Here is a 24,915-nt window from a genome sequence, read left to right as displayed (position 1 = left end):
GTCTTTGCTATCGGATCAAGGTGAGCCAGTGGCTTTCCTTGTGCTTCAAGGCGTTCAGTGGGCCTTGAGGCAGATATGGCGCAGCGGACGGGACTCGAACCCGCGACCCCCGGCGTGACAGGCCGGTATTCTAACCGACTGAACTACCGCTGCGTATCGCTTGGCTGATTGAGCATGAACCCTCAACCACCTTTAAACATCTGACCGATCAGCCTTGGCTGTTCAATCTCAAGCCCGACGGATCGGACCTGGAAAATATGGCGCAGCGGACGGGACTCGAACCCGCGACCCCCGGCGTGACAGGCCGGTATTCTAACCGACTGAACTACCGCTGCGCGTCGGTGCAACCTTTAACGTTGCGTCTTGCCCTAAGGCAAAACTCTCAAGAAGTGGTGGGTGATGACGGGATCGAACCGCCGACCCTCTGCTTGTAAGGCAGATGCTCTCCCAGCTGAGCTAATCACCCTTTGCTTCGTTGAGGCCGCGAAATTTACGCAGGTAGCGGACCTAAGTCAATAGCCTGCTTGAAGTTTTTCTGAAAAAGACAAAATGACTTCAAGACGGCCACCGGCTCTACTCGCTGTAAATCATCTTCTTGCTCATGCCACCGTCCACCACGAACTCTTGCCCGGTGACGAACCCGGCCTGGCGTGACAGCAACCAGGCCACCATCGCCGCCACGTCCTCCACCGTCCCCACCCTGCCCGCCGGATGCTGGGCATGGTCGGCGTCGGTGAGCGGCTCTGCACGCCGCGCCGCCGGGTCACGTGCGTCGATCCAGCCAGGGCTGACTGCATTGACCCGCACTTCAGGCCCCAGGCTCATGGCCAAGGCGTGGGTCAGGGCCAACAATCCGCCTTTGCTGGCCGCATAGGCTTCGGTGTCGGGCTCGGATTGACGCGCCCGGGTCGAGGCCAGGTTGACGATGGCACCGCCATGGGCACGCAGGTAAGGCGCGCAGTGCTTGGCCAACAGCATCGGCCCACTGAGGTTGACCGCCAGCACGCGATTCCAGTACGCCAGGTCGAGGCTTTCCAGGGTGATGTTGCGCGGGTCGGCCACCGCCGCATTGCACACCAACGCATCCAGGCGCCCGAACTGCCCCAGCACCTCGGCAACACCCTGGGCCACTTGTTTCTCGTCGGCCACGTCCATGGTGATAAACCAGGCATTGTCGCCCAGCACCTTGGACACCTTGGCACCGCGCTCGCGGTCCAGGTCGGTCAGCACCACCTGCCAGCCTTCACTGATCAGCCACGCGGCAATCCCGAGGCCAATGCCTCGCGCCGCGCCCGTCACCAACGCCACGCGCCCGTTACTGGCCCCCGCGGCCTCCATGGACCACTCGATCACAAGGCCGCCAGCCCGCGGGCCAGGTCTGCCTGCAAGTCAGCAACGTCTTCCAGGCCCACCGCAATGCGGATCAGGCTGTCACGGATGCCGGCCGCTTCCCGCTCCTGCGGCGCCAGGCGGCCGTGGGAGGTGGTGCTCGGGTGGGTGATGGTGGTTTTGCTGTCACCCAGGTTGGCGGTGATGGAGATCAAGCGCGTCGCGTCGATAAAGCGCCAGGCGCCGTCTTTGCCGCCCTTCACTTCAAAGCTCACCACCGCACCGAAACCACGCTGCTGGCGCTGAGCCAAGGCGTGTTGCGGGTGGCTCTTGAGGCCGGCGTAATGCACCTTCTCGATACCGTCCTGCTGCTCCAGCCACTCGGCCAGGGCCTGGGCGTTGGCGCAATGGGCTTTCATGCGCAGGCTGAGGGTTTCCAGGCCTTTGAGGAAGATCCAGGCGTTGAACGGGCTCAGGGTCGGGCCGGCGGTGCGCAAAAAGCCCACCACTTCCTTCATCTGCTCGCTGCGACCGGCCACCACGCCGCCCATGCAACGGCCCTGGCCGTCGATGAACTTGGTTGCCGAGTGCACCACGATGTCCGCACCCAGCTTCAGCGGTTGCTGCAAGGCCGGGGTGCAGAAGCAGTTGTCCACCACCAGCATCGCGCCCTTGGCATGCGCGACTTCCGACAGCGCGGCGATATCCACCAGCTCAGCCAGCGGGTTGGACGGCGATTCGACGAACAACAGCTTGGTATTGGCCTTGATGGCCGCTTCCCAGCCGGACAGGTCCGCCAGGGGCACGTAGTCCACTTCAATACCGAAACGCTTGAAGTACTTCTCGAACAGGCTGATGGTCGAGCCAAACACGCTGCGCGATACCAGCACATGGTCGCCGGCGCTGCACAGGCTCATCACCACGGCCAGGATGGCCGCCATGCCGGTGGCGGTCGCCACGGCCTGCTCGGCACCTTCCAGGGCCGCAATGCGCTCTTCGAACGCGCGCACGGTCGGGTTGGTGTAGCGCGAATATACGTTGCCCGGCACTTCGCCAGCAAACCGCGCAGCGGCGTCGGCGGCAGTACGGAATACGTAGCTGGAAGTGAAGAACATCGGGTCGCCGTGCTCACCTTCCGGGGTACGGTGCTGGCCGGCGCGCACAGCCAGGGTATCGAAAGCTACGCCGTCGAGGTCGCTGTCCAACCGACCGGCATCCCATTCCTGACTCATGCTGCGACTCCTTATTCAATTCTTTATTTAAGATACAAAACCGGCCCCTCAGGGCCGGTGTTTACTCAGTTGTTATACAGATCGATGATCGCGCTGACCGCCTGGGTCTTGATCTTCGACGAGTCGTTGCGCGCCTGTTCGATCTTGTTCAGGTAGGCCTCGTCCACATCGCCAGTCACGTACTTGCCGTCGAACACGGCGCAGTCGAACTGCTCGATCTTGATCTTGCCACCGCCAACCGCTTCGATCAGGTCCGGCAGGTCCTGGTAGATCAGCCAGTCGGCGCCGATCAGGTCGGCCACGTCCTGGGTCGAACGGTTATGCGCGATCAGCTCATGGGCGCTCGGCATGTCGATACCGTACACGTTCGGATAACGCACTGCAGGCGCGGCGGAACAGAAGTACACGTTCTTCGCCCCGGCTTCGCGGGCCATCTGGATGATCTGCTTGCAGGTGGTGCCGCGCACGATGGAGTCATCCACCAGCATCACGTTCTTGCCGCGGAACTCAAGCTCAATGGCGTTGAGCTTCTGGCGTACCGACTTCTTGCGCGCCGCCTGGCCGGGCATGATGAAGGTACGGCCGATGTAGCGGTTCTTCACGAAGCCTTCGCGGAACTTGACGCCCAGATGGTTGGCCAGCTCCAGCGCAGCGGTACGGCTGGTGTCCGGGATCGGGATGACCACGTCGATGTCGTGCTCGGGACGCTCGCGCAGGATCTTCTCGGCCAGCTTCTCGCCCATGCGCAGGCGCGCCTTGTAGACCGAGACGCCGTCGATGATCGAATCCGGACGCGCCAGGTAGACGTGTTCGAAGATGCATGGAGTGAGTTTCGGCGCTACGGCGCACTGACGGGTGTGCAGCTTGCCGTCTTCAGTGATGTAGACAGCCTCGCCCGGCGCCAGGTCGCGGATCAGGGTGAAGCCCAGCACGTCCAGGGACACGCTTTCGGAAGCGATCATGTACTCGACGCCTTCGTCGGTGTGACGCTGGCCGAACACGATCGGGCGAATGCCGTGGGGGTCGCGGAAACCGACGATGCCGTAACCGGTGATCATCGCCACCACCGCATAACCACCGACGCAACGGTTGTGCACGTCGATCACGGCAGCGAACACGTCTTCTTCGGTCGGCTGCAGCTTGCCGCGCTGGGCCAGCTCGTGAGCGAACACGTTGAGCAGCACTTCCGAATCGGAGCTGGTGTTGACGTGGCGCAGGTCAGATTCGTAGATCTCCTTGGCCAGTTGTTCAACGTTGGTCAGGTTACCGTTGTGCGCCAAGGTAATGCCGTAAGGCGAGTTGACGTAGAACGGTTGAGCTTCGGCCGAGGTCGAGCTACCAGCGGTCGGGTAACGCACATGGCCAATGCCCATGTGCCCGACGAGGCGCTGCATGTGACGCTGATGGAACACGTCACGCACCAGGCCATTGTCCTTGCGCAGGAATAACCGGCCGTCGTGGCTGGTCACAATACCGGCAGCGTCCTGGCCGCGGTGCTGGAGGACGGTTAGCGCGTCATACAGCGCCTGATTGACGTTCGACTTACCGACGATACCGACGATGCCACACATGCGACGCAACCCCTACTTAATGAATCTTGACTGAACACAACTTACTGAGGCGTTTTGGCCGGCAAGAGGTGTTCCTTGAACGGAAGATCAGCGGGTACGCTGATTCCGCTGGCCAGCCACTGACTGCTCCACCCCAATATGAGGTTCTTGGACCAGTCTGCAACCAATAGAAATTTTGGCACGAGTACCGACTCCTGCCACCACGAATCCTGCTGTACCGGCCCCAGGCTCAACAACCCGACCGCCACGACCACCAGCAGCGCGCCACGCGCAGCCCCGAAGGCCATGCCGAGAAATCGATCGGTCCCGGAGAGGCCGGTGACACGTATCAACTCGCCAATAAGATAATTGACCATTGCCCCCACCAGCAGCGTGGCGATGAACATGATGGCGCAGCCCGCGATGACGCGAGCCGAAGGTGTCTCTATGTACCCGGCCAGGTAGACCGACAGTGAACCACCGAACATCCAGGCTACGACTCCTGCGATGATCCAGGTCAGCAACGACAGTGCTTCTTTTACGAAGCCGCGGCTCAGACTGATCAAAGCGGAGATGGCGACGATTGCAACGATCGCCCAATCAACCCAGGTAAATGGCACAGTGCAGCCTACGTACGGATAAGGCGGCGCATTTTAGCAGAGCGCCGGGCTATCGGTAAGCGGTGATTGCGGGTGCTTTGCAAATCAATAGATTGTGACGGGGCGATCGGATTTCAACCCCGGCACAAACCAATGTGGGAGCGGTATCTACATAGCTTAGGGCCGACGCTGAAGCTGTGGCGAGGGAGCTTGCTCCCGTGACGAACTGACAGCTGACGCTGATCTAGCTGACGCACCCCGATCAAAATGTGGGAGCTGGCTTGCCTGCGATGGCGGCCTGACAGCCGACACCTATCCACCTGACACCCCACGATCCAACTGTGGGAGCGGGCTTGCTCGCGAAGGCGGCCTTCTAGTCGACCAGTTAGTTGGGTTGGAATGAGTACATATCCATTGCTGCGGTAACGGCCACTTAGGGTTCCGCTCTGACAGCGGGTCACTTTTGGAAAAGAGCCCCAAAAGTAACCAAAAGGGCTCTTGCCCCACCACTCGGCACCTCGCTTAGGCTCGGTGTGCCCTCACTCCGGCTTGAATCCGTGGGCCGCCGCCACGCGCCATCCATGGCGCGGGGCGGCTAACCCGGCGTCCTGCCGGGTTACCCACGAATTCAAGCCTGCGTTCGGCCAGCGTGGTTTAACGGGGCGCCTGAGATCAAGATCAAAAGCAGATCAAGAGCAAGAGCGGCTCGCTTCGCATCGTGGAGTGTGTGGCCGGGCGCGGTCGACTGTGGGAGCTGGCTTGCCTGCGAAGGTATCGACTCGGTGTACCTGAATCACCGAGTTGACTGGATCGCAGGCAGGCCAGCTCCCACATTCAGGCCGTATTGCAGCCAAAGCCGGCAGTGGTTCAGCCGCGCTCGGGCTGGAAACGCACCACAAAACCGTTGAGGTTCTGCTGGCGACCCAACAAGTCGCGCAGGCGATCTGCCTCGGCACGCTCGATCAGCGGCCCGACAAACACACGGTTCTTGCCGTCGGCGCTGCGGATATAAGCGTTATAGCCTTGGGCACGCAGCTTTTTCTGCAAGGCGTCGGCACTTTCGCGATTGGCCAGGCTGGCCAGCTGGATCGACCAACTGACCGGCAAGCCATTAGGGTCGATGCGGCTCTGGCCCACATCCGGCTTGCCCGGTGCCGCAGGCTGCGGCGCTACCGGCTTGGGCGCAGGCGCAGGTGCGGCCGGCTTGGCAGCAACGGCCGGTGCCGGGGTCGGTTTAACTACCGGGACACTTGGCTGCACCGGCATCGAAGGCGCCTCTTGCGCGGCCACCTCCTCATCGGTGGGCACAGGCTCTTGCGGCAACGCCTGGGGCTCAGGCACAACCACCGGCTCGATCTGAACCTGCGGCACCACCGGCGCCTGGGGCGCGGCGGGGGCTTCAACCACCACTTGGCGCTGTTCGTCCTGGCGGGAAAACAGCATCGGCAGAAAGATTACCGCCAACGCCACCAGCACCAGGGCCCCGACCATTCGCTGCTTGTATGCGCTATCCAGTAATGCCATGTGCAGCTTCCTCCGTGGAGCGCCGGGCCAGCCATTCAAGCGCCTCGGCAACACAATAAAATGATCCGAACAACAGGATTTCGTCCTCGGCCGTCGCTACTGCGCACTGCGCCTCCAGGGCGGCAGTGACGCTTGCATACGACGTCACCGGCGCGCCAAGGTTCTGCAAGGCCGTTTCCAACTCAACCGCAGGACGGCTGCGCGGCGTATCCAGCGGCGCAACGGCCCACGACTGGACATTGGCCAGCAGTGGCGCAACCACGCCGTCCAGGTCCTTGTCGACCAATAACCCGAACACCGCCAGGCGATTGCCCGCCAGTGGGGTACGCGCCAGACGCTGCGCCAGGTACTGCGCAGCATGGGGGTTATGGCCTACGTCCAACATCAGGCTCAGGCGCTTGCCTTGCCAGTCGAAGGTTCGGCGATCCAGGCGGCCCACCACTTTGGTTGCCAGCAAGGTCGCGGCAATCTGCGCGACATCCCACGGCAGGTCCAGCAACAGATAGGCTTGCAGCGCGAGCGCGGCGTTTTCCATCGGCAGGTTCAGCAACGGCAAATCAAGCAGCTCTACCCGTTGGCCACGTGCATCCTGCCCACGCCATTGCCAATGGGTCTCGCCGATATCCAGAGTGAATTCGCGACCGCGCAGGTAGAACGGGCAATCGAGTTCACGCGCCTTGTCGAGCAAGGGTTGCGGCGGGTCCAGGTCACCACACAGCGCCGGACGGCCCTGGCGGAAAATCCCGGCCTTTTCAAAAGACACCGATTCGCGGGTATTGCCCAGGTAGTCAGCGTGATCGACACCAATGCTGGTCACCAGGGCCAGGTCGGCATCCACCACGTTGACCGTATCCAGGCGCCCGCCGAGGCCGACTTCCAGCACGACCACATCCAGTTGCGCACGCTCGAACAGCCAGAACGCCGCCAGGGTGCCCATCTCGAAATAGGTCAGGGAAGTGTCGCCACGCCCGGCCTCCAGCGCAGCAAAGGCTTCGCACAGTTGGGCATCAGTGGCTTCTACGCCATTGAGTTGCACCCGCTCGTTGTAGCGCAGCAGGTGCGGCGAGCTGTACACGCCGACTTTGAGGCCCTGGGCCTGCAACAGCGCGGCGACAAAGGCACAGGTGGAGCCTTTGCCGTTGGTGCCGGTGACCGTGATCACACGCGGTGCCGGCCGGCCCAACCCGAGGCGGGCCGCTACCTGTTGCGAGCGCTCCAGGCCCATGTCGATGGCGGACGGATGCAACTGCTCAAGGTAGGCGAGCCATTCGCCCAGGGTTCGTTGGGTCATAGGTTTGCAGGCACCGGCGGCACGACGATCGGCTCGACCTTAGGCGCAATGTACACAGGCGTCGGCAGGCCCATCATTTGCGCAAGCAGGCTGCCCAGGCGCGGGCGCAGTTCGCCACGCGGGATGATCAGGTCGATCGCACCGTGCTCCAGCAGGAACTCGCTGCGCTGGAAGCCTTCCGGCAGTTTTTCCCGCACGGTCTGCTCGATCACACGTGGGCCAGCAAAGCCGATCAGCGCTTTTGGCTCGCCAACGATCACATCGCCCAACATTGCCAGGCTGGCGGATACGCCGCCGTAGACCGGGTCGGTCAGTACGGAGATAAACGGGATGCCTTCTTCACGCAGACGCGCCAGTACCGCCGAGGTCTTGGCCATTTGCATCAGGGAAATCAGGGCTTCCTGCATACGCGCACCACCGGAGGCGGCGAAGCAGATCATCGGGCAACGGTTTTCCAGGGCATAGTTGGCAGCGCGAACAAAGCGCTCACCGACGATGGCGCCCATGGAACCGCCCATGAAGGAGAATTCGAAGGCCGAGACCACCACTGGCATGCCCAGCAGCTTGCCGCTGACCGAAATCAGCGCGTCTTTCTCGCCAGTCTGCTTCTGCGCACCGACCAGACGGTCCTTGTACTTCTTGCTGTCGCGGAACTTGAGACGGTCAACCGGCTCCAGGTCGGCGCCCAGCTCATTACGGCCGTCGGCATCCAGGAAGATGTCGATACGGGCGCGTGCGCCAATACGCATGTGGTGGTTGCACTTGGGGCAAACGTCCAGGGTCTTTTCCAGCTCCGGGCGATACAGCACCGCGTCGCAGGATGGGCATTTGTGCCACAGACCTTCAGGAACCGAGCTTTTCTTCACCTCGGAACGCATGATCGAAGGGATCAGTTTGTCTACTAACCAGTTGCTCATGCTTTCTTTTCTCCAGTACCGGTGGCTTGAACACAGCCCCGCGTATGCCCTTGAGCTAAATTCATATGTGGCGATGACACAGGCGGGACGGGGTCAGACGTTGGACCTGCCATTTCCCGCTCGTATCCTCAGCCTTCCAGACAACCTGCCAGCGCAGGGTTGCCACTTCGTTTCCGGGCCACCCACAGGCGGCGCCGGGCTGTTTTACACAGTGGTAGTTATGGACGGCGGCAGACTGCCAGCCGTCACATCCCACCCCTGCTGTCGCGCACGGCCTGCATGAACGCGCGAATCTTGCTCGGGTCCTTGACCCCCTTGCCCTGCTCCACCCCACCGCTGACGTCCACGGCATACGGCCGGACCTGTTCGATGGCCGCCTGGACATTCCCCGGGGTGAGCCCACCCGCGAGAATAACCGGCTTGCTCAAACCCTCGGGAATCAGCGACCAGTCGAACGCCTCGCCCGTACCACCGGGTACACCTTCGACGTAGGTGTCCAGCAGAATCCCGCGAGCGCCGGTATAGGCGGCGCAGGCTGCGGCAATATCGTCCCCGGCCTTGACCCGCAACGCCTTGATGTACGGGCGCTGATAGCTTTCGCATTCCTCAGGCGACTCGTCGCCGTGAAACTGCAGCATATCCAGCGGCACCGCATCCAGGGTTTCGTTGAGCTCACAGCGGCTGGCGTTGACGAACAACCCTACGGTGGTCACGAAGGGCGGCAACGCAGCGATAATCGCCCGCGCCTGCAGCACATTCACCGCCCGTGGGCTCTTGGCATAAAACACCAGGCCAATGGCATCCGCCCCCGCTTCGACTGCCGCCCGCGCGTCTTCTATGCGGGTAATCCCGCAAATCTTGCTGCGAACGGCTGACATGTCGTAGGAACCTCAGGATTGGACCGAGAAAGTCCCGGATGGTAACAAAAGCTTTTCCGGGCGTCAGCCGCCAAGTTCGCTGAAACCGGTGAGGAAGTGCGGCCCGATAAAGCGTTCCGGCAGTTCGAACTCATCGCGGTACTCCACATCCACCAGGTAAAGACCGAACGGATGTGCCGTAACCCCGCCTGTACGACGGACGCGGCTTTCCAGCACTTCCTTGGCCCACTCCACCGGGCGCTCACCGGTGCCGATGGTCATCAGCACGCCAGCGATGTTGCGCACCATGTGATGCAGGAAGGCCCCGGCACGGATATCCAGCACAATCATCTTGCCGTGGCGCGTCACCCGCAGGTGGTGGACTTCCTTGATCGGCGACTTGGCCTGGCACTGGCCGGCACGGAAGGCGCTGAAGTCATGCACCCCCACCAGATGCTGCGCGGCTTCGGCCATACGCTCGGCATCCAGCGGGCGGTGGTTCCAGGTGATTTCTTCATTGAGGTGCGCCGGGCGGATCTGATCGTTGTAGATCACGTAGCGGTAACGCCGGGCGATGGCCTTGAAACGCGCGTGGAAATGCGCCGGCATGACCTTGGCCCAGCTGACGCTGACGTCATGGGGCAAATTGATATTAGCGCCCATCACCCACGCCTTCATCGAACGCTCGGCCTGGGTGTCGAAGTGCACCACTTGGCCACACGCGTGTACACCAGCGTCGGTACGCCCGGCACACATCAGCGACACCGGCGAGTTGGCGACTTTGGACAGGGCGTTTTCCAGAGTTTCCTGCACCGTCAGCACCCCGGAGGCCTGACGCTGCCAGCCGCGATAGCGCGAGCCTTTGTATTCCACGCCCAGGGCGATGCGGTAAAAGCCTGCGGCCGCCATTTCGGCAGCCGCGTTATCTATATTTGCCAAGAACTGTGAGCCTGATGAGTTGCGCAAAGGCGGGCATTATAGGGCGTCAGGGTGCATGAGTGGACTTTAAATGTGGAAGCGGGCTTGCACATTTTTCTGCGTCGGCCGTTAGATTCGGCCGAGCATTTCCTTGGCTTCGCTACGCTGACCCTCGTCGCCTTCGGTCAGCACTTCGGACAGGATGTCACGCGCGCCGTCAGGATCGCCCATGTCGATGTAGGCCTGGGCCAGGTCAAGCTTGGTGGCCACTTCATTGGTGCCCGAGAGGAAGTCGAAATCCGGCTCATCCTCAGCACCCAGCGCGGCATCTTCAGCCGTGAAGGAAGGCCCGATCGGCGGATGTTCCAGGCTCTGGGACAAGCGATCCAGCTCAGCGTTGACGTCGTCCAGCTCCGAAGCGAAGGCATCGGGCTTGGCCGCAGGCGCGCTCGGCTCGTCCGCCAGCGACAGATCAAAATCTTCCGGCAGGTCGAATTCGTCCAGCGCAGCCGGCGTCAGGGTCGGCGGCTCTACCGGCGGCACATCCTTGATCTGCCCTTCAAGGCCTGACAGGAAGTCGTCATCAGATTGCGACGCGGGCGGGTCCAACTGCAGATCCAGGTCAAAGTCCGACAGGTCCGGCGCATCGGCCTTGGGCTCGGTCTGTTGTTTGAGCAGCGATTCAAAGGTTTGCTGGTCTTGCGCGATCTCGGCCGGTGAGGCGGCTTCCAGGTCATCCAGGCTCAGGTCGAAATCGGTGTCGAAGGTATCTGCCTGCGGGGCGGGGGCCGGCTTGTCGTCGAGCAGGTCCTTGACGTATTGCGCATCCAGGGCCGCAGCAGCCACTGCGGCACTGACACCCGCCGCCAACACGGCCATGGCCGGGAAGCGCGCCTTGAGCTGCTCGACCTGGGCATGGTTCTCACCGTTGGCCACCAACTGGCGCTCCTGGGTGACGAACCCGTCCTTGTTGTTCTGCAGGCCATAGACTTCCATCAGCTTCAAACGCAGGTCGCTGCGCTTGGGCTCGCGCTTGATGGCTTGTTCAAGCACATCCGCCGCCTGGTTCAGGTGGCCACGGTCGATATGGGACTGGGCCTGGGCCAGGGCGTCGCTGGAATTTTCCTGAGCCACGGCAACCGCCAACGGCGCCAGCACGGAAGCGACCGTCGGCACTACAGCCGGCTCAGCCACCGGCGCAGGTGCTGGCGGCGTTGCGGTGTCGAGCTTGACGCTCGGCGGCGGCACTTCAAGGCCCTCGAAGCTGTCAGGCGGCAGGTCTTGATCGATATTGGAAACGAACCCAGGCTCTTCGGCCAACGCCCGCGCCATGCGCAGGTGTTTTTCTTCTTCGCGACGAGCATTGCGATGGCGGGCCCACAGCAGCAGAAGCAGCAGCACCACCAGCAGGGCCGCACCGCCAAGGATGCCGAGCACAATCGGGTTGGTCAGCAGGTCGTTGAACTTGCCTTCAGTGCTGGCCGGCGCGGCAGCCGGCTTGACCGGTTCAGGCGCTGGCGCGGGTGTTGCGGCGGGAGCCGCAGGCTCGGCTGCAGGTTCACCCGGCAACTGCGCGGGTATCGCGGCTGTCTGCGGTTCACCCGTTTGCGCCTGCAAACGAGCCAACTGGTCATTCTTCAACTGGATCAGCTTTTGCAGCTTGTCCAACTGGCTTTGCAAGTCGGCGGCGCGGCTTTTCAGTTCTTCGTTGTCGCGCCGCGTGGTGTCGAGCTCTTCCTGGGTCATCGCCAGCTTGTCGCTCAGGGCGCGGCTGTCACCGACGGTGCCCTTTGCGCCTTTCTTGGCGGCCTCTGCCGACACCAGACTCAAGTTGTCCTTGGCCTGGGTGCTCGACGGCGCATTGCCGGCCTGGGTGCGCTTGGTCGCGTCCAACTGTGGCTTGCCGGCCACTTGGCTCTGAGGGCCACGGCGGCCCTGGCGCCAGGCGGCGTTCTGCGCGCTCACTTCGGCAATCGCTTGCGGCTGCGCCAGGGCGGTGCTTTGCGTAGCGTCCGGCAGGCGCAGGACCTGGCCGGTTTTCAGGCGGTTGATGTTGCCGTCAAGAAAGGCATCCGGGTTAAGCGCCTGAATGGCCAGCATCGTTTGCTGGACCGAGGCGCCATTGCGGTTCTTGGCGGCAATTTCCCACAAGGTGTCGCGGGATGTGGTGGTGTGCTGGGCAGGCGTGCTGGCGGCAGGTGCAGTACTGGCCGGCGCGGTGCTGGCCGGCGCGGTGCTGGCCGGCGCACTCGCCGTCGGGGCCGGCTGGTCGAACTTGGCCGGGTCGAGCAGCACGCTGTAGTCACGCATCAAACGGCCATTGGGCCATTGCACCTGCATGAGGAAGCGCACATAGGAATCGGGCAGCGGCTTGCTGGAGGTCACGCGCACCACGCTGCGACCTTCGGGATTGATCACCGGGGTGAACGTCAAGTCATCGAGGAACGCCTGGCGATCGACACCCGCGTCCACGAAGGCCTGGGCCGACGCCAGGCTGGGCGTGATCTCGGACGCCGTGAGCCCGCCCACATCGCGCAATTCGATTTCCACCGACAGCGGCTGGTTCAACTTCGACTTGAGGGTCATCTCCCCAAGCTGCAGCGCCTGCGCCATACCGGAGGACAGCGCCGAGGCGGCCGCTATTGCTAACACCAGTTTGCGAACTTGAACCATAGCCTCATCCTTTGTTTGAACGCTTCCCGCCCTGCGAGAAGGTTGGTAACCGCTGCCATTAGGCATGGCGAGCCGATAGGTCACCGACGCGCTTGTGTTTCACTTGGGACCAAGCATAGCGCCTGGTTAGAATCAATCTACAAATTGCCGCCAAGTATCTTTTACACAAGGCCTTTTATCAACAACTGCGCCAGCTCCACGGCGTTCAGGGCCGAGCCTTTGCGTACGTTATCTGACGTCAGCCAAAGATTTAGTTCCGCCGGGTCGTCGATACCGGCACGAACTCGCCCTACGTACACTACGTCTTGGCCAACGGCATCGCCTACGGCCGTGGGGTAATCACCCTCCTCCACCAGCTCGATACCCGGCGCAGCCTCGAGGGCGCGGTTCACTGCGGCCAGGTCGACCGGCGCGGCCAGTTGCAGCGACACAGTCAGGCTATCGCCGAAAAACACCGGGGCTTGAACGCAGGTGGCGGAAATCTTTAGTAAAGGTGTTTCCAGCACGGCACGCAGTTCGTGTACGAGACGTTTCTCCAGGGCGGTATGACCTTGGGCATCCGGCGTGCCGACTTGCGCCAGCAGGTTGAACGCCACTTGCCGATCGAAGAACGCCGGCTCCAAGGGGCGCACGTTCAACAGTTCGGCGGTCTGGCGCGCCAACTCGCTGACGGCCTCGCGGCCCTGGGCAGAAATCGCCAGGTTGGCGGTGACGCTGACGCGCTGGATGTCCACCACACCACGCAACGGCGCCAGCACCACCGCAAGGTAAGTGGCACAAGGGCTCGGGCTGCCGAGCTGAAAAGGTTTCTTCAACGCTTTCAGCACATGGGCGTTGGCCTGCGGCACCACTTGCGGCGCCTGCTCGGCGGGCAATGCGCCAGACAAATCGATCACCGCGCAGCCAGCGGCGGTGGCACGCGGGGCGAAGCTCAGGGTCACCGCTGGGCCTGCGGCGAAGAACGCCAACTGCACCTTGCTGAAGTCAAACGTGTCGACTTCTTTGACCCGCACGTTCTTGCCCCGAAACGGCACCGAAGCTCCCGCCGAGTTGCTACCCGCCAGCAGGTACAAGGTGCCCACCGGGAACTCCAGCTCTTCGAGAATCTGCACCAGGGTTTCGCCAACGGTACCGGTGGCGCCGATCACGGCGATTTCAAAGGTCTGGGTCATGGGATTGCCTCGGGCATTACGGGGGAGCGGCACTTTACCGGGTGGTGGCAAGTGAGGCAATTGGGCTGCTTTTTGCGGTGTGGTTGAGGGCCTCATCGCAGGCAAGCCAGCTCCCACATTTTGACCTGTGAATGTATTCAAGTGTGGGAGCTGGCTTGCCTGCGATAAGGGCTTCAAGGGCAACAAAAAAACCCGCGCCTGTCACCAGAACGCGGGTTTCTGTTATTGCCTCAAGCGATCAACGCTCCAGCAAAATCCGCAACATGCGACGCAACGGCTCAGCCGCGCCCCACAGCAGTTGGTCGCCGACGGTGAACGCGCCGAGGAACTGGCTGCCCATGTTCAGCTTGCGCAGGCGGCCCACCGGTACATTCAAGGTGCCGGTGACCTTGGTCGGGCTCAGCTCCTGCATGCTGATATCACGGTTGTTCGGCACCAGCTTGACCCAAGGGTTGTGCTGGCTGATCAGCCCTTCGATATCGGCGATCGGCACGTCTTTGTTCAGCTTGATAGTCAGCGCCTGGCTGTGGCAACGCATGGCGCCAATGCGCACGCAGATACCATCCACCGGGATCGGGTTCTTGAAGCGACCCAGGATCTTGTTGGTTTCGGCCTGGGCCTTCCACTCTTCGCGGCTCTGGCCGTTAGGCAGTTCCTTGTCGATCCACGGGATCAAGCTACCGGCCAATGGCACGCCAAAGTTCTCGGTCGGGTAAGCGTCGCTGCGCATGGCCTCGGCCACACGGCGGTCGATGTCGAGGATCGCGCTGGCCGGGTCAGCCAGTTGATCGGCGACAGCGGCGTGGGTCGCGCCCATCTGCTTGATCAGCTCGCGCATGTTCTGCGCGCCGGCGCCGGAGGCCGCCTGATAGGTCATGGCGCTCATCCACTCCACCAGGCCGGCTTCGAACAGGCCGCCCAGGCCCATCAGCATCAGGCTGACGGTGCAGTTGCCGCCTACGTAGTTCTTGGTGCCGGCGTCCAGTTGCTGGTCGATGACCTTGCGGTTGACCGGGTCGAGGATGATCACTGCGTCGTCCTGCATGCGCAGGCTCGAGGCGGCGTCGATCCAGTAACCCTGCCAGCCGGCTTCGCGCAGCTTGGGGAAGACTTCGCTGGTGTAGTCGCCACCCTGGCAGGTCAGGATCACGTCGAGGCTCTTCAACTCTTCAATGCTGTAGGCATCCTTGAGCGGGGCAATGTCCTTGCCCACGGACGGCCCTTGGCCACCTACGTTCGAAGTGGTGAAAAACACCGGCTCAATAAGATCGAAATCCTGCTCTTCCAGCATCCGCTGCATGAGCACGGAACCGACCATACCGCGCCAACCGATCAGACCTACACGTTTCATCGCAACTACACCTTGTTAAAAAGTGGGCCGTCTTGCAGCAACAACTGCAAGCGGGCCCGAGAGATTACAGATTCCGCAGCGCGGCGACTACTGCGTCGCCCATTTCTTGCGTCCCGACCTTGGTGCAACCCTGGGACCAGATATCGCCGGTACGCAGGCCCTGATCCAGCACCAGGCTGACGGCCTTCTCGATGGCGTCCGCGGCATCGCTCAGGTTGAAGCTGTAACGCAGCATCATCGACACCGACAAAATGGTCGCCAACGGGTTGGCAATGCCCTGCCCCGCGATGTCTGGCGCCGAACCGTGGCACGGCTCGTACATGCCTTTGTTGTTGGTATCCAGGGATGCCGACGGCAGCATGCCGATGGAACCGGTGAGCATCGACGCCTGGTCGGACAGGATGTCGCCGAACAGGTTGTCGGTGACGATCACGTCGAACTGCTTGGGTGCGCGCACCAGTTGCATGGCGGCGTTGTCGACGTACATGTGGCTCAGTTCGACGTCCGGGTAGTCCTTGGCGACTTCTTCGACGATTTCACGCCACAGTTGGCTGGAGGCCAGCACGTTGGCTTTATCCACCGAGCAGACTTTTTTGCCGCGCACGCGCGCCATGTCGAAACCGACACGGGCGATACGGCGGATTTCGCTCTCGCTGTACGGCAGCGTGTCGTAGGCCTGGCGTTCGCCATTGTCCAACTCGCGCACGCCCCGTGGCGAGCCGAAGTAGATACCGCCGGTCAGCTCGCGCACGATGAGGATATCCAGGCCCGCTACCACTTCCGGCTTGAGGCTCGATGCGTCGGCCAGTTGCGGATAGAGAATGGCCGGGCGCAGGTTGCCGAACAGGCCCAGTTGCGCACGAATTTTCAGCAGACCGCGTTCAGGGCGAATGTCACGCTCGATCTTGTCCCATTTCGGCCCACCCACGGCGCCGAGCAGCACGGCATCGGCGGCGCGGGCGCGGTCGAGGGTCTCGTCGGCCAGGGGCACGCCGTGCTTGTCGATGGCCGCGCCGCCGATCACGTCGTGGCTCAGCTCGAAGCCCAGGCTGTACTTGCTGTTGGCAAGCTCAAGGACCTTGACCGCTTCGGCCATGATTTCCGGACCAATACCGTCGCCAGGGAGAATCAGAATCTGCTTGCTCATGCGTTCCTCATTTCATCAAGCGACCCGCCCGTGGGCAGGTCGGGAAAAATCAATCAGCGTTCGGCGAAGACCACCAGCACATCGGTGCTGAAGGTGCCGTCGGCTTGAATGTCGTAATAATCGCGTACTTCCTGGCCCATCGCCTTTTGCAGCTCAAGGATTGCTGCACGCAGTACCTCTGGCGTGCGCATGCGCTCGACCCACGAGGTGTATTCCAGGCGCAAGCGCTGGCGGCTGCTGTTGCGTACGTGCAGGCCGGCCTCACTCAACTGGCGCATCCACTCGGCACCGGAGTAATCACGCACGTGGCTGGTGTCGCGCAGCACTTCGACGGTTTGCAGGTAAGTGTCCAACAGCGGGCTGCCCGGTGACAAGACATCCACAAATGCCGCCACGCCGCCCGGCTTGAGCACCCGGCGCACTTCACGCAGGGCCAGGCCGAGGTCGCTCCAGTGATGGGCCGAGTAACGGCTGAACACGAAGTCGAATTCACCGTCAGCGAAGGGCAGGCGCTCAGCGGCGCCGTGCACGGTGCGGATGTTGGTCAGGTTGCGGTCTTTGGCGGCAGCGGCCACCACGTCGAGCATAGGCTGGGACAGGTCGTAGGCCACCACCTCTTTGACCAGAGGCGCCACGTGGAAGCTGACATGACCGGCACCGCAGCCCAAGTCCAGCAGGCGCGCAGCGCCCTGCCCGGCCAGTTCGGCTTGCAGCACGGCGAATTCGGTGCCTTGGGCGTGCACGGCACTGCTCAGGTAGGCCGAGGCTTGCTCGCCGAATTGTTTTTGCACGACTTGGGTGTGGGCGGGGGTGGTCATGGTGGCTTTCCTTGGGTTTGTGGTGGTTGCACTGGCGCTATCGCAGGCAAGCCAGCTCCCACAGTTGGAATGCACTCCAATGTGGGAGTCGGGCTTGCCCGCGATGAGGCCCGCACGGTTTACCGCAAATCAGGCATCGCGAAACAACCAGGGCTGGCTCGCCCGATGCTTGGCTTCAAACGCAGCAATCGCATCGCCGTCCTGCAAGGTCAGGCCGATGTCGTCCAGACCGTTGATCAGGCAGTGCTTGCGGAAGGCATCCACTTCAAAGTGATACACCTTGCCATCCGGGCGGGTCACGGTTTGTGCGGCCAGGTCGACCGTCAACTGGTAGCCGACATTGGCTTCCACTTGCTGGAACAACTCGTCCACTTCAGCGTCGCTCAAGATGATCGGCAACAAGCCGTTCTTGAAGCTGTTATTGAAGAAGATATCGGCGTAGCTCGGCGCGATGATGCTGCGAAAGCCGTATTCTTCCAGAGCCCACGGGGCGTGCTCGCGGCTGGAGCCGCAGCCGAAGTTTTCCCGGGCCAGCAACACGCTGGCGCCCTGGTAGCGCTCGGCGTTGAGTACAAAGTCCTTGTTCAGCGGGCGCTTGGAGTTGTCCTGGTAGGCGTAGCCCACGTCCAGGTAGCGCCACTCGTCGAACAGGTTAGGGCCGAAACCGGTGCGCTTGATCGACTTCAAGAATTGCTTGGGGATGATCTGGTCGGTGTCTACGTTGGCACGGTCCAACGGCGCTACAAGGCCTGTGTGTTGGGTAAAAGCTCTCATCGGGTTTTCCTCAGATCAATTCGCGAACGTCGATGAAACGACCGTTGACGGCAGCGGCGGCAGCCATGGCCGGGCTCACCAAGTGGGTACGCCCACCCGCGCCTTGGCGCCCTTCGAAGTTACGGTTGGAGGTCGAGGCGCAATGCTCGCCCGACTCCAGGCGGTCCGGGTTCATCGCCAGGCACATCGAGCAGCCCGGCTCACGCCATTCAAAACCGGCTTCGAGGAAGATCTTGTCCAGGCCTTCGGCTTCCGCCTGGGCTTTAACCAGCCCGGAACCTGGTACCACAATGGCTTGCTTGATGGTCGAGGCCACCTTGCGGCCCTTGGCGATCACCGCCGCGGCGCGCAGGTCTTCGATCCGCGAGTTGGTGCAGGAGCCGATAAATACGCGGTCCAACTGGATGTCGGTGATCGCCTGATTAGCAGTCAACCCCATGTATTTCAAGGCGCGCTCGATGGAGCCGCGCTTGACCAGGTCGGCCTCTTTGGCCGGGTCCGGCACGTTCTGGTCAACGGCCAAGACCATTTCCGGCGAAGTGCCCCAGCTGACTTGCGGCTTGATCTGCGCAGCGTCGAGTTCGACCACGGTGTCGAACACCGCGTCGGCGTCGGAGACCAGGTCTTTCCAGGCTTCGACAGCGGCGTCCCAATCGGCGCCTTGCGGCGCGAACGGGCGACCCTTGACGTATTCGACGGTCTTTTCGTCCGCCGCCACCATGCCCACGCGGGCACCGGCTTCGATGGACATGTTGCAGATAGTCATGCGGCCTTCGATGGACAGGTCGCGAATCGCGCTGCCGGCGAACTCGATGGCATGGCCGTTACCGCCGGCGGTGCCGATCTTGCCGATCACGGCGAGCACGATGTCTTTGGCGGTCACGCCAAACGGCAATTGGCCTTCGACACGCACCAGCATGTTCTTCATTTTCTTGGCCACCAGACACTGGGTGGCGAACACATGTTCCACCTCGGAAGTGCCGATGCCATGGGCCAGAGCGCCGAACGCACCATGGGTGGAGGTATGGGAGTCACCGCAGACCACGGTCATGCCCGGCAAGGTTGCACCCTGCTCCGGGCCGATGACATGGACGATGCCTTGGCGCACGTCGTTCATCTTGAATTCGGTGATGCCGTACTCGTCGCAATAGTCGTCGAGGGTCTGCACCTGCAACCGCGAGACCTGGTCGGCAATGGCTTCGATCCCGCCTTTGCGCTCAGGCGTGGTGGGCACGTTGTGGTCCGGTGTGGCGATGATGGAGTCGACGCGCCAAGGCTTGCGCCCGGCCAGTCGCAGGCCTTCGAACGCTTGGGGCGAGGTCACTTCATGGATGATGTGACGGTCGATATAGATCAGCGACGATCCATCATCGCGACGTTTCACTTCATGGGAATCCCAAAGCTTGTCGTAAAGCGTTTTGCCGGCCATCAGTCGGTCCTCATCAGCGGTGCTTCTATACGCCGGGCTTTTCAATAACCCTTTGGCTTGTGAGGCTGATGGTATGGCGCTACATTAAATAACTCAAATTCATATTTTTTATGCTTTGGATTACCAACTGGAATAGCACCATGGACCTGGCCAACCTCAACGCCTTTATCTCCATCGCCGAGACCGGCAGCTTCTCCGGTGCCGGCGAACGCTTGCACCTGACCCAGCCGGCCATCAGCAAGCGCATCGCCGGCCTGGAGCAACAATTGAAGGTACGGTTGTTCGACCGCCTGGGCCGCGAAGTCGGTTTGACCGAGGCCGGACGGGCCTTGCTGCCCCGCGCCTATCAAATCCTCAACGTGCTGGACGACACCCGCCGCGCCCTCACCAACCTCACCGGCGAGGTCAGCGGGCGCCTGACCCTGGCCACCAGCCACCATATCGGCCTGCACCGCCTGCCACCGGTCCTGCGCACTTTCACGCGGCAATATCCGAATGTGGCGCTGGATATTCAGTTTCTGGATTCAGAAGTGGCCTACGAAGAAATCCTCCACGGCCGTGCGGAAGTCGCGGTGATCACCCTGGCGCCAGAGCCCCACAACCTGGTACGCGCTACCCGCGTGTGGGACGACCCCCTGGATTTTGTAGTGGCGCCAGAACACAGCCTGATCAGCAACGGCTCCGTCAGCCTGGCCGATATCGCCGGGCATCCGGCGGTATTTCCCGGTGGTAACACCTTTACCCACCATATTGTCAGCCGCCTGTTCGAGGCCCAGGGCCTCACGCCCAATATCGCGATGAGCACTAACTACCTGGAAACCATCAAGATGATGGTCTCCATCGGCCTGGCCTGGAGCGTGCTACCGCGCACCATGCTCGACGATCAGGTGGCAAGTATCGCTTTGCCGGGCATACAGCTCAGTCGCCAGCTAGGCTATATCGTGCACACCGAAAGGACGCTGTCGAACGCTGCGCGGGCTTTCATGAGCCTGTTGGATGCACAGGTCGATCTGCCAGGGTTACCGGCATGACACTGTGTGGGCCAGGGGTTTAGGTCAAACCGCGCGATTTTCTCAATGAGCCAAGGCCCTTTGATAATGCGCAACCCCGTTGACCCGGTTCCACCCCTGCCCCGCATCTACGCCCTGGACCCTCAAGCGGCGGAACAAAGCTGGGACAGCGCCCCGCAACTGCTGACGGCCCTCAATGCCGCGCGGCTGGGTGCCTGGTCCTGGGAAATCGACACGGGAAGAATCAGCTGGTCGCGGGGTACCCAAGCGTTATTCGGCTTTGACCCGCGCCAGCCTCTGCCCAAGGACCTCGACTACCTCGACCTGCTGGCCCCGCAAGACAGTGCGCGGGTGGTGCGCGGCTTTCATGCGGTGCTCGCCGGAGAGCCGCTCGACCGCGCCATGCACCACCGCATCCAATGGCCCGATGGCAGCCAGCACTGGCTGGAAATCAGCGGCAGCCTGGTTCCCGACAAAGCCGGACGGCGGCGCATGATCGGGGTGATCCGCGAGATCACCCACCAACGCGACCGTGAACACGCCCTCAGCCATTCGGAAAAACGCTTCGCCACCCTGTTCCACCTGTGCCCGAACATGGTGTTGCTGACGCGCCAGGCTGACGGTTTGATCAGCGAAGCCAACCAGTATTTCGAGATGCTGTTCGGTTGGCCAGTGGCCGATGCCATCGGCCGCACCACCCTGGAACTGGGCTTGTGGCGCCACCCGGAACAGCGTGCGCTGCTGGTCAAGGCCACGCAGCGCAAGGGTGAACCCATCACCATGGAAGTGCAGTTCTGCGCCAGCAACGGCCAGATCCATGACGGCACCCTTAGCGCGCAAAAGGTCGAACTGGACGGCGAGGCGTACCTGATCAGCACGTTCCTGGACACCACCGAACGCAAAAACGCCGAGCAAGCACTCAAGGACAGCCAGGAGCGCCTGGACCTGGCCCTGGACTCCGCGCAACTGGGCACCTGGGACTGGCACATCCCCAGCGGCATGCTTTACGGCTCAGCGCGTGCCGCCCAGCTGCATGGGCTGGAGCCAGCGCCGTTCCATGAGTCTTTCGAGGCGTTTTTTGAAGGCATGTCCGATGAGGACCGCGAGGGCATGCGCCATGCGTACCGCAGTTTGCGCGAAGGCCCGGGCGGCAACTATCAGCTGACCTATCGCGTGCAAATGGAAGACGGCAGCCCGCGCTACCTGGAGAGTCGCGCACGCCTGTATCGTGACGAATCAGGCAAGCCCCTGCGCATGGCCGGTACCTTGCTGGACATCACCGACCAGGTCGAGCGCGAGCAACGGCTGACCGCCTCGGAAGAGAAGTTCGCCAGCCTGTTCCAGGCCAGCCCCGACCCGATCTGCGTCACCTGCCTGGAGAGCGGCGCCTTTATCGAGATCAACCCGGCGTTTACCCAGACGTTTGGCTTTACAGCCGCCGAAGTGCTCGACAAAAGCGCCGAACAAATCGGCCTGTGGGACGACTCCAGCAAGCGCCTGCAGCGCATCGAGCAGGTGATACGCGAACAGGCCCTGAGCAATGTGGCCATCGTGGTGCATCACAAGGATGGCCAAAGCCTGACCTGCATGATTTCCAGCCGCTTGATCAAGGTCAGCGACCAGCCATGCATCGTCACCACGCTGCGCGATATCACCCAACAGCAACGCTCGGAAGCCGCACTCAAGGCCAGCGAAGAGAAGTTCGCCAAGGCGTTCCACTCCAGCCCCGACGCGATTTCCATCACCGAGCGCGACACCGGCCGCTATGTAGAGGTCAACGACGGCTTTTGCCGCCTGACCGGTTACCGCACCGAAGAGGCCATCGGCCTGACCCTGTACCAGATCGGCATCTGGGCCGACGAGAACCAGCGCGCCGCACTGTTGGCCGAGTTGCAGATCAAGGGGCGTATTCACCACCTGGAAATGCTCTGGCGCAACAAGCGTGGCGAGGTGCTGGCGGTAGAGGTGTCGGTGGAACCGATCACCCTGAATGAAACCCCCTGCCTGCTGCTGACCGCACGGGATGTGAGCCTATTGAAGAATGCCCAGGCGCAGATCCGTCACCTGGCCTATCACGACCCGCTGACCAACCTGCCAAACCGGGCACTGCTGATGGACCGCCTGAGCCAGCAGATCGCCCTGCTCAAGCGCCACAACCTGCGCGGCGCCCTGCTGTTTCTGGACCTGGACCACTTCAAGCACATCAACGACTCCCTCGGCCACCCCGTTGGCGACACCGTGCTGAAAATCGTCACCGCCCGCCTGGAAGCCAGCGTGCGCATGGAGGACACCGTGGCGCGCCTGGGCGGCGATGAGTTTGTGGTATTGCTCAGCGGCCTGGAGGGCACCCGCCAGACGGTCAGCAGCCAGGTGCAAGCGCTGGCCGATACCCTGCGCGAATTGCTCTCGGAGCCGATGTTTCTCGACGGCCATCGGCTGCAGGTCACGCCCAGCATCGGCGTGGCGTTGATCCCCGACCACGGCACCACCCCTGCCGATTTGCTCAAGCGCGCCGACATCGCCCTGTACCGCGCCAAGGACTCCGGGCGCAACACCACGCAGATGTTCCACAACAGCATGCAAAAAACCGCCAGCGAGCGCCTGCGCATGGAAACCGACTTGCGCCTGGCCTTGTCCCGCGGCGAATTCAGCGTGCACTACCAGCCCCAGGTGGATGCGCGCGGCAACAGGATAATCGGCGCCGAGGCTCTGGTGCGCTGGCAGCATCCTCAGTTGGGCGCGCAGTCGCCGACGGAATTTATCAAGGTATTGGAAGACAGCGGCCTGATCCTGGAGGTGGGTACCTGGATTCTCGATGAAGCCTGCGGCGCCTTTGCCCAGTTGATTGCCGACGGCCTGGTGGACCCGCTCAACTTCAGCCTGTGCGTGAACATCAGCCCCCGGCAGTTTCGCCAGAACGACTTTGTGGAACGGGTGGAGCACAGCCTCAAGCAACACGGCTTGCCGTTCAGCCTGCTGAAACTGGAAATCACCGAAGGCATCGTGATCCAGAACCTCGACGATACCGTGGTGAAGATGCGTCGCCTGAAAAAGCTCGGCGTGAGCTTTGCGATGGATGATTTCGGCACCGGCTACTCATCCTTGACCTACCTCAAGCGCCTGCCGGTGGACGCGCTGAAGATTGATCAATCGTTCGTGCGCGATGCGACCCACGACCCCAATGATGCGGAAATCATCCGCGCCATTGTGGCCATGGCCCGCAGCTTGAACCTGGAAGTCATCGCCGAGGGGGTGGAAACCCTGGAGCAGCTGGCGTTCCTGCAAAAGCTCGGCTGCCACTTATTCCAGGGGTATTTGCACAGCCGACCGCTGCCAATCGAGGGGTTCAGGCGGCTGCTGGATGAGGCATACCCAGCAGGCGGCTGACTTGGTTCAAGTCCGTCTCGCGGCGCAGGGCCGTGAACAACTCCACTGCCTCCGGGTAGTTACGCGTGAGCATCGCCAGCCATTGCTTCAAGCGGCCGGGCGCCTGCTTTTCCGTGAGTTGCGCCACCGACTGGCGCCAGAACTCCTGAAGCATGGGCTGCATCTGCGCCCAAGTCATCTCGACCACGTCTTCGCCGGCTTTGGCGGCAACAATCTGCCGTGCCAGATCGGGCCGCGCTACCAGGCCACGGCCCAGCATGATGTCTTCGGCGCCGCTGATTTCGCGGCAACGCTTCCAGTCTTCGACGCTCCAGATATCGCCATTGGCAAATACCGGTACCTTGACCACGTCCTGCACCCGCGGGATCCACTCCCAATGGGCTGGCGGCTTGTAGCCATCAGCCTTGGTGCGCGCATGCACCACGATATGCGCCGCGCCGCCCTCGGCCAAGGCCGTGGCGCACACCAGCGCGCCATCCGGGCTGTCGAAGCCCAGGCGCATCTTGGCGGTCACGGGAATATGCGCGGGTACGGCGCGGCGCACGTGCTCGACGATCTGGTTGAGCAGCTCCGGCTCCTTGAGCAGCACCGCGCCACCCCGGGATTTATTCACGGTCTTGGCCGGGCAACCGAAATTCAGGTCGATCACCTCAGAGCCCAACTCACAGGCCAGGGCGGCATTTTCCGCCAGGCACACTGGATCGGAGCCGAGCAACTGCACCCGCAACGGCACACCGGCCGCCGTGTGGGCACCGTGCAGCAGTTCAGGCGCGAACTTGTGGAAATAGGCAGGCGTGAGCAGGCGGTCGTTGACCCGGATAAATTCGGTCACGCACCAGTCGATACCGCCCACGTGGGTCAACACGTCCCGCAGGATGTTGTCGACCAACCCCTCCATGGGCGCCAAAGCAATTTGCATGGAAAACACTCAACAAAA

Annotated in this window: 19 protein-coding genes and 3 tRNA genes; 2 read left to right on the top strand and 20 right to left on the bottom strand. The window is 62.3% G+C overall.

Translation table 11 applies throughout. The features are described from left to right. Nucleotides 1-76: 76 nt before the first annotated feature. The 19 genes from PSH76_RS08320 to leuC all read right to left on the bottom strand — a co-directional run bounded on the left by PSH76_RS08320 (nucleotide 77) and on the right by leuC (nucleotide 19,581). Nucleotides 77-153 (bottom strand) — tRNA-Asp (locus PSH76_RS08320). A gap of 105 nt (nucleotides 154-258) precedes the next feature. Further along, nucleotides 259-335, bottom strand: a tRNA-Asp gene (locus PSH76_RS08315). 55 nt (nucleotides 336-390) lie between these two features. Then, a tRNA-Val gene (locus PSH76_RS08310) sits at nucleotides 391-466 on the bottom strand. A gap of 107 nt (nucleotides 467-573) precedes the next feature. Beyond that, nucleotides 574-1,338 carry an SDR family oxidoreductase gene (locus PSH76_RS08305; protein ID WP_044274697.1) on the bottom strand — a complete coding sequence of 255 codons (765 nt, stop codon included), beginning with the start codon at nucleotides 1,336-1,338 and terminating at the stop codon, nucleotides 574-576. Nucleotides 1,339-1,349: 11 nt separating this feature from the next. After that, a complete protein-coding gene (locus tag PSH76_RS08300) occupies nucleotides 1,350-2,561 on the bottom strand; it encodes an O-succinylhomoserine sulfhydrylase (protein ID WP_014719150.1) in 1,212 nt (403 codons plus the stop codon). 65 nt (nucleotides 2,562-2,626) lie between these two features. Further along, the gene (gene purF, locus PSH76_RS08295) at nucleotides 2,627-4,132 is read right to left on the bottom strand and encodes an amidophosphoribosyltransferase (RefSeq protein WP_003192537.1); all 1,506 of its coding nucleotides are present in this window, start codon (nucleotides 4,130-4,132) and stop codon (nucleotides 2,627-2,629) included. A 41-nt stretch (nucleotides 4,133-4,173) separates the two neighbouring features. Beyond that, nucleotides 4,174-4,731: a CvpA family protein gene (locus tag PSH76_RS08290; RefSeq protein ID WP_003192538.1), complete on the bottom strand. Its 558-nt coding sequence runs from the start codon at nucleotides 4,729-4,731 to the stop codon at nucleotides 4,174-4,176. An 846-nt stretch (nucleotides 4,732-5,577) separates the two neighbouring features. Then, nucleotides 5,578-6,234, bottom strand: coding sequence for an SPOR domain-containing protein (locus PSH76_RS08285; protein ID WP_032896150.1), 657 nt, complete (start codon nucleotides 6,232-6,234; stop codon nucleotides 5,578-5,580). Next, entirely contained in the window at nucleotides 6,218-7,525 is a 1,308-nt protein-coding gene (folC, locus tag PSH76_RS08280; protein ID WP_305493884.1) for a bifunctional tetrahydrofolate synthase/dihydrofolate synthase, read from the bottom strand. Before folC ends, PSH76_RS08285 begins: the two co-directional genes overlap by 17 nt. Then, complete coding sequence (gene accD / locus PSH76_RS08275; RefSeq protein WP_003192545.1) at nucleotides 7,522-8,442, bottom strand: acetyl-CoA carboxylase, carboxyltransferase subunit beta; 921 nt, start codon at nucleotides 8,440-8,442, stop codon at nucleotides 7,522-7,524. The genes folC and accD overlap by 4 nt, the downstream gene beginning before the upstream one ends. A gap of 245 nt (nucleotides 8,443-8,687) precedes the next feature. Further along, entirely contained in the window at nucleotides 8,688-9,320 is a 633-nt protein-coding gene (locus PSH76_RS08270) for a phosphoribosylanthranilate isomerase (protein WP_305493883.1), read from the bottom strand. Nucleotides 9,321-9,383: 63 nt separating this feature from the next. Beyond that, complete coding sequence (truA, locus tag PSH76_RS08265) at nucleotides 9,384-10,208, bottom strand: tRNA pseudouridine(38-40) synthase TruA (RefSeq protein WP_305494445.1); 825 nt, start codon at nucleotides 10,206-10,208, stop codon at nucleotides 9,384-9,386. A gap of 138 nt (nucleotides 10,209-10,346) precedes the next feature. Next, nucleotides 10,347-12,890, bottom strand: coding sequence for a FimV/HubP family polar landmark protein (locus tag PSH76_RS08260; RefSeq protein WP_305493882.1), 2,544 nt, complete (start codon nucleotides 12,888-12,890; stop codon nucleotides 10,347-10,349). A gap of 161 nt (nucleotides 12,891-13,051) precedes the next feature. Then, complete coding sequence (locus PSH76_RS08255; protein ID WP_098950842.1) at nucleotides 13,052-14,062, bottom strand: aspartate-semialdehyde dehydrogenase; 1,011 nt, start codon at nucleotides 14,060-14,062, stop codon at nucleotides 13,052-13,054. A 238-nt stretch (nucleotides 14,063-14,300) separates the two neighbouring features. Continuing rightward, nucleotides 14,301-15,413 carry an aspartate-semialdehyde dehydrogenase gene (asd, locus tag PSH76_RS08250; RefSeq protein WP_003192554.1) on the bottom strand — a complete coding sequence of 371 codons (1,113 nt, stop codon included), beginning with the start codon at nucleotides 15,411-15,413 and terminating at the stop codon, nucleotides 14,301-14,303. A gap of 64 nt (nucleotides 15,414-15,477) precedes the next feature. After that, nucleotides 15,478-16,560, bottom strand: coding sequence for a 3-isopropylmalate dehydrogenase (leuB, locus tag PSH76_RS08245; protein ID WP_044274704.1), 1,083 nt, complete (start codon nucleotides 16,558-16,560; stop codon nucleotides 15,478-15,480). A gap of 53 nt (nucleotides 16,561-16,613) precedes the next feature. Next, a complete protein-coding gene (locus PSH76_RS08240) occupies nucleotides 16,614-17,378 on the bottom strand; it encodes a class I SAM-dependent methyltransferase (RefSeq protein WP_098950841.1) in 765 nt (254 codons plus the stop codon). Nucleotides 17,379-17,507: 129 nt separating this feature from the next. Beyond that, nucleotides 17,508-18,152 carry a 3-isopropylmalate dehydratase small subunit gene (gene leuD, locus PSH76_RS08235; protein WP_003192559.1) on the bottom strand — a complete coding sequence of 215 codons (645 nt, stop codon included), beginning with the start codon at nucleotides 18,150-18,152 and terminating at the stop codon, nucleotides 17,508-17,510. A gap of 10 nt (nucleotides 18,153-18,162) precedes the next feature. Then, nucleotides 18,163-19,581, bottom strand: coding sequence for a 3-isopropylmalate dehydratase large subunit (gene leuC, locus PSH76_RS08230; protein WP_003192562.1), 1,419 nt, complete (start codon nucleotides 19,579-19,581; stop codon nucleotides 18,163-18,165). A gap of 140 nt (nucleotides 19,582-19,721) precedes the next feature. Between leuC and PSH76_RS08225 the strand changes: the two genes are divergently transcribed. Then, nucleotides 19,722-20,612 carry a LysR family transcriptional regulator gene (locus PSH76_RS08225; RefSeq protein ID WP_305493881.1) on the top strand — a complete coding sequence of 297 codons (891 nt, stop codon included), beginning with the start codon at nucleotides 19,722-19,724 and terminating at the stop codon, nucleotides 20,610-20,612. 66 nt (nucleotides 20,613-20,678) lie between these two features. Then, entirely contained in the window at nucleotides 20,679-23,978 is a 3,300-nt protein-coding gene (locus PSH76_RS08220; RefSeq protein WP_032896136.1) for an EAL domain-containing protein, read from the top strand. Here the strand turns inward: PSH76_RS08220 and PSH76_RS08215 are convergent. Beyond that, a complete protein-coding gene (locus PSH76_RS08215; protein ID WP_305493880.1) occupies nucleotides 23,938-24,897 on the bottom strand; it encodes a tRNA-dihydrouridine synthase in 960 nt (319 codons plus the stop codon). The two genes, PSH76_RS08220 and PSH76_RS08215, sit on opposite strands and share 41 nt — an antisense overlap. Nucleotides 24,898-24,915 lie beyond the last annotated feature (18 nt).

The sequence above is a fragment of the Pseudomonas sp. FP215 genome, assembly GCF_030687795.1.
Taxonomy (GTDB): domain Bacteria; phylum Pseudomonadota; class Gammaproteobacteria; order Pseudomonadales; family Pseudomonadaceae; genus Aquipseudomonas; species Aquipseudomonas salmasensis.
Note: the sequence above shows the minus strand (reverse complement) of the source record. Positions and strands in the feature narration are given on the sequence as shown.